Origin of the sequence: Gilliamella sp. Gris1-4 (assembly GCF_001690335.1) — a bacterium.
Classification (GTDB): Bacteria; Pseudomonadota; Gammaproteobacteria; order Enterobacterales; family Orbaceae; genus Gilliamella; species Gilliamella apicola_P.
On record NZ_LZHA01000080.1, the window covers coordinates 1 to 4,769 of the forward strand.

Sequence of the window (4,769 nt, forward strand, 5' to 3'; positions counted from 1 at the left end):
AAGTCTGGCGGCACCCTACTCTCACATGGGTAATACCCACACTACCATCGGCACTACGGCGTTTCACTTCTGAGTTCGGCATGGGGTCAGGTGGGACCACCGCGCTATTACCGCCAGACATATCCTGTACTCTCTTTCTTTATCGCTGTCCATTATCTCATATCAACAACAATCACTCAATTCGGAACAAACTGTTTTTTCTATCTCTATTCTCTTTTCGATGATTTCCTCATCTAGCAATAACTTCTGCGTAAACCAAAACAACTCCGAGTTGTAAGGTTAAGACTCTCGGTTCATTAGTATCAGTTAGCTCAATGTATCACTACACTTACACACCTGACCTATCTACGTCTTAGTCTCAAACGGACCTTACTGAATCTCTTCAGGGAAAACTCATCTCGAGGCTAGTTTCGTGCTTAGATGCTTTCAGCACTTATCTATTCCGCACGTAGCTACCGGGCAATGCAATTGGCATCACAACCCGTACACCAGCGGTGCGTTCACTTCGGTCCTCTCGTACTAGAAGCAAACCCTCTCAATTTTCCTACGCCCATGGCAGATAGGGACCGAACTGTCTCACGACGTTCTAAACCCAGCTCGCGTACCACTTTAAACGGCGAACAGCCGTACCCTTGGGACCTACTTCAGCCCCAGGATGTGATGAGCCGACATCGAGGTGCCAAACACCGCCGTCGATATGAACTCTTGGGCGGTATCAGCCTGTTATCCCCGGAGTACCTTTTATCCGTTGAGCGATGGCCCTTCCATTCAGAACCACCGGATCACTATGACCTACTTTCGTACCTGCTCGAGCCGTCACTCTCGCAGTCAAGCTAGCTTTTGCCATTGCACTAACCTCCTGATGTCCGACCAGGATTAGCTAACCTTCGTGCTCCTCCGTTACTCTTTGGGAGGAGACCGCCCCAGTCAAACTACCCACCAGACAGTGTCCCTTACCTCGATTCAGAAGTATAGGTTAGAACATCAAACATTAAAGGGTGGTATTTCAAGGTCGACTCCACTCACACTGGCGTGCATGCTTCTTTGCCTCCCACCTATCCTACACATTAAGGCTCAATGTTCACTGTCAAGCTATAGTAAAGGTTCACGGGGTCTTTCCGTCTTGCCACGGGTACACCGCATCTTCACGGCAATTTCAATTTCACTGAGTCTCGGGTGGAGACAGCCTGGCCATCATTACGCCATTCGTGCAGGTCGGAACTTACCCGACAAGGAATTTCGCTACCTTAGGACCGTTATAGTTACGGCCGCCGTTTACTGGGGCTTCGATCAGGAGCTTCTGCATAAGCATAACCCCATCAATTAACCTTCCAGCACCGGGCAGGCGTCACACCGTATACGTCCACTTTCGTGTTTGCACAGTGCTGTGTTTTTATTAAACAGTTGCAGCCAGCTGGTATCTTCGACTGATTTCACCTACGTCCGCATGGGATTTCAATTACACATCAGCGTGCCTTCTCCCGAAGTTACGGCACCATTTTGCCTAGTTCCTTCACCCGAGTTCTCTCAAGCGCCTTAGTATTCTCTACCTGACCACCTGTGTCGGTTTCGGGTACGATTAACTATAACCTGAAGCTTAGAGGATTTTCCTGGAAGCAGGGCATCAATTACTTCACTGCCTTAGCAGCTCGTCATCACGCCTCAGAGTTTCAGTGACCGGATTTGCCTAATCACACCCCTACACGCTTAACCCACCATCCAATAGGTGGTAAACCTAGCCTTCTTCGTCACCCCATCGCAGTTATAGCCAGTACGGGAATATTAACCCGTTTCCCATCAGATACGCCCTTCGGCCTCTCCTTAGGGGTCGACTCACCCTGCCCCGATTAACGTTGGACAGGAACCCTTGGTCTTCCGGCGAGCGGGCTTTTCACCCGCTTTATCGTTACTTATGTCAGCATTCGCACTTCTGATACCTCCAGCATGCCTCACAACACACCTTCTACGGCTTACAGAACGCTCCCCTACCCAATACACTTACGTGCACTGCCGCAGCTTCGGTGCATAGTTTTAGCCCCGTTACATCTTCCGCGCAGGCCGACTCGACTAGTGAGCTATTACGCTTTCTTTAAATGATGGCTGCTTCTAAGCCAACATCCTAGCTGTCTAAGCCTTCCCACTTCGTTTCCCACTTAACTATGACTTTGGGACCTTAGCTGGCGGTCTGGGTTGTTTCCCTCTTCACGACGAACGTTAGCACCCGCCGTGTGTCTCCCATGATTCAACTTGTCAGTATTCGGAGTTTGCATCGGGTTGGTAAGCCGGGATGGCCCCCTAGCCGAAACAGTGCTCTACCCCCAACAGTCATTCATGAGGCGCTACCTAAATAGCTTTCGGGGAGAACCAGCTATCTCCCGGTTTGATTGGCCTTTCACCCCCAGCCACAGGTCATCCGCTAATTTTTCAACATTAGTCGGTTCGGTCCTCCAGTTAGTGTTAACCAACCTTCAACCTGCCCATGGCTAGATCACCGGGTTTCGGGTCTATACCCTGCAACTTAACGCACAGTTAATACTCGGTTTCCCTTCGGCTCCCCTATTCGGTTAACCTCGCTACAGAATATAAGTCGCTGACCCATTATACAAAAGGTACGCAGTCACTATTACCCAACGGTAACAGCTCCCACTGATTGTACGTACACGGTTTCAGGGTCTATTTCACTCCCCTCCCGGGGTTCTTTTCGCCTTTCCCTCACGGTACTGGTTCACTATCGGTCAATCAGGAGTATTTAGCCTTGGAGGATGGTCCCCCCCTCTTCAGACAGGATATCACGTGTCCCGCCCTACTCTATAAGCTTCCACATAACGTACCTTCGTGTACGGGACTTTCACCCTCTATCGTGCGACTTTCCAGACGCTTCCACTAATACTTTATGCTACCCGCTTGGGCTCCTCCCCTTTCGCTCGCCGCTACTCAGGGAATCTCGGTTGATTTCTTTTCCTCGGGGTACTTAGATGTTTCAGTTCTCCCGGTTCGCCTCATCTAACTATGAATTCATTAGATGATAGTGTAGTTTCCTACACTGGGTTTCCCCATTCGGACATCGACGGCTATTGCGCTTTTTATCAGCTTACCGTCGCTTTTCGCAGATTAACACGTCCTTCTTCGCCTCTGATTGCCTAGGCATCCACCGTGTACGCTTAATTTCTTAACCTTACAACTCACAGTTGTCTTGGTTTAAATTACGCTTTCTTCTCTTTCTTACTTATTCTCTTTTTATTTATAAATTATTCAATTAAAGTTCAATAAACTTTAACTCAATCTATAATCAAAAGCCTTTCGTAAAAACGAGAACTCGTTTCTTTCAGCTTGTTCCTAATTGTTAAAGAGCTTTATCTTTCTATTCACTTAAATACTAAATCAAGTAAATACAAACATAATTTTTTTAGAAAAATAATTTCATCACATTTTATGGCGTCCCCTAGGGGATTCGAACCCCTGTTACCGCCGTGAAAGGGCGATGTCCTAGGCCTCTAGACGAAGGGGACTTAATTATTTCTCTTCTAAACAAACAATCTGTGTGAACACTTACGAGCACTTCGTAAGGAGGTGATCCAACCGCAGGTTCCCCTACGGTTACCTTGTTACGACTTCACCCCAGTCATGAACCACACCGTGGTAAACGCCCTCCCGAAGGTTAAGCTATCTACTTCTGGTGCAACCCACTCCCATGGTGTGACGGGCGGTGTGTACAAGGCCCGGGAACGTATTCACCGTGACATTCTGATTCACGATTACTAGCGATTCCGACTTCATGGAGTCGAGTTGCAGACTCCAATCCGGACTTAGACGTACTTTGTGAGGTCCGCTTACTCTCGCGAGGTCGCCTCCCTTTGTATACGCCATTGTAGCACGTGTGTAGCCCTGGTCGTAAGGGCCATGATGACTTGACGTCGTCCCCACCTTCCTCCGCTTTATCAACGGCAGTCTCCTTTGAGTTCCCGACCTAATCGATGGCAACAAAGGATAAGGGTTGCGCTCGTTGCGGGACTTAACCCAACATTTCACAACACGAGCTGACGACAGCCATGCAGCACCTGTCTCACAGTTCCCGAAGGCACTCTCGTATCTCTACAAGATTCTGTGGATGTCAAGACCAGGTAAGGTTCTTCGCGTTGCATCGAATTAAACCACATGCTCCACCGCTTGTGCGGGCCCCCGTCAATTCATTTGAGTTTTAACCTTGCGGCCGTACTCCCCAGGCGGTCGATTTATCGCGTTAGCTTCGGAGCCCATCACTCTAGGCAACAAACTCCAAATCGACATCGTTTACAGCGTGGACTACCAGGGTATCTAATCCTGTTTGCTCCCCACGCTTTCGCATCTCAGCGTCAGTATCTGTCCAGAAGGCCGCCTTCGCCACCGGTATTCCTCCACATCTCTACGCATTTCACCGCTACACGTGGAATTCTACCTTCCTCTACAATACTCTAGTTAACCAGTTTTAAGTGCAATTCCTAGGTTGAGCCCAGGGCTTTCACACCTAACTTAATTATCCGCCTACATGCCCTTTACGCCCAGTCATTCCGATTAACGCTCGCTCCCTCCGTATTACCGCGGCTGCTGGCACGGAGTTAGCCGGTGCTTCTTCTGTGATTAACGTCAATTAATAAACCTATTAGATTCATCACCTTCCTCATCACCGAAAGTACTTTACAACCCGAAGGCCTTCTTCATACACGCGGCATGGCTGCATCAGGGTTTCCCCCATTGTGCAATATTCCCCACTGCTGCCTCCCGTAGGAGTC

Annotated in this window: 1 tRNA gene and 3 rRNA genes; all 4 read right to left on the minus strand. The window is 49.0% G+C overall.

The features are described 5' to 3' along the window. Positions 1 to 2: 2 nt before the first annotated feature. Positions 3 to 118: ribosomal RNA gene (rrf, locus tag A9G31_RS09880) — 5S ribosomal RNA — on the minus strand. 157 nt (positions 119 to 275) lie between these two features. Continuing rightward, positions 276 to 3,175, minus strand: a 23S ribosomal RNA gene (locus A9G31_RS09885). Between the two features lie 258 nt (positions 3,176 to 3,433). Further along, a tRNA-Glu gene (locus A9G31_RS09890) sits at positions 3,434 to 3,509 on the minus strand. A gap of 54 nt (positions 3,510 to 3,563) precedes the next feature. Then, positions 3,564 to 4,769: ribosomal RNA gene (locus A9G31_RS09895) — 16S ribosomal RNA — on the minus strand; the annotation flags it as partial.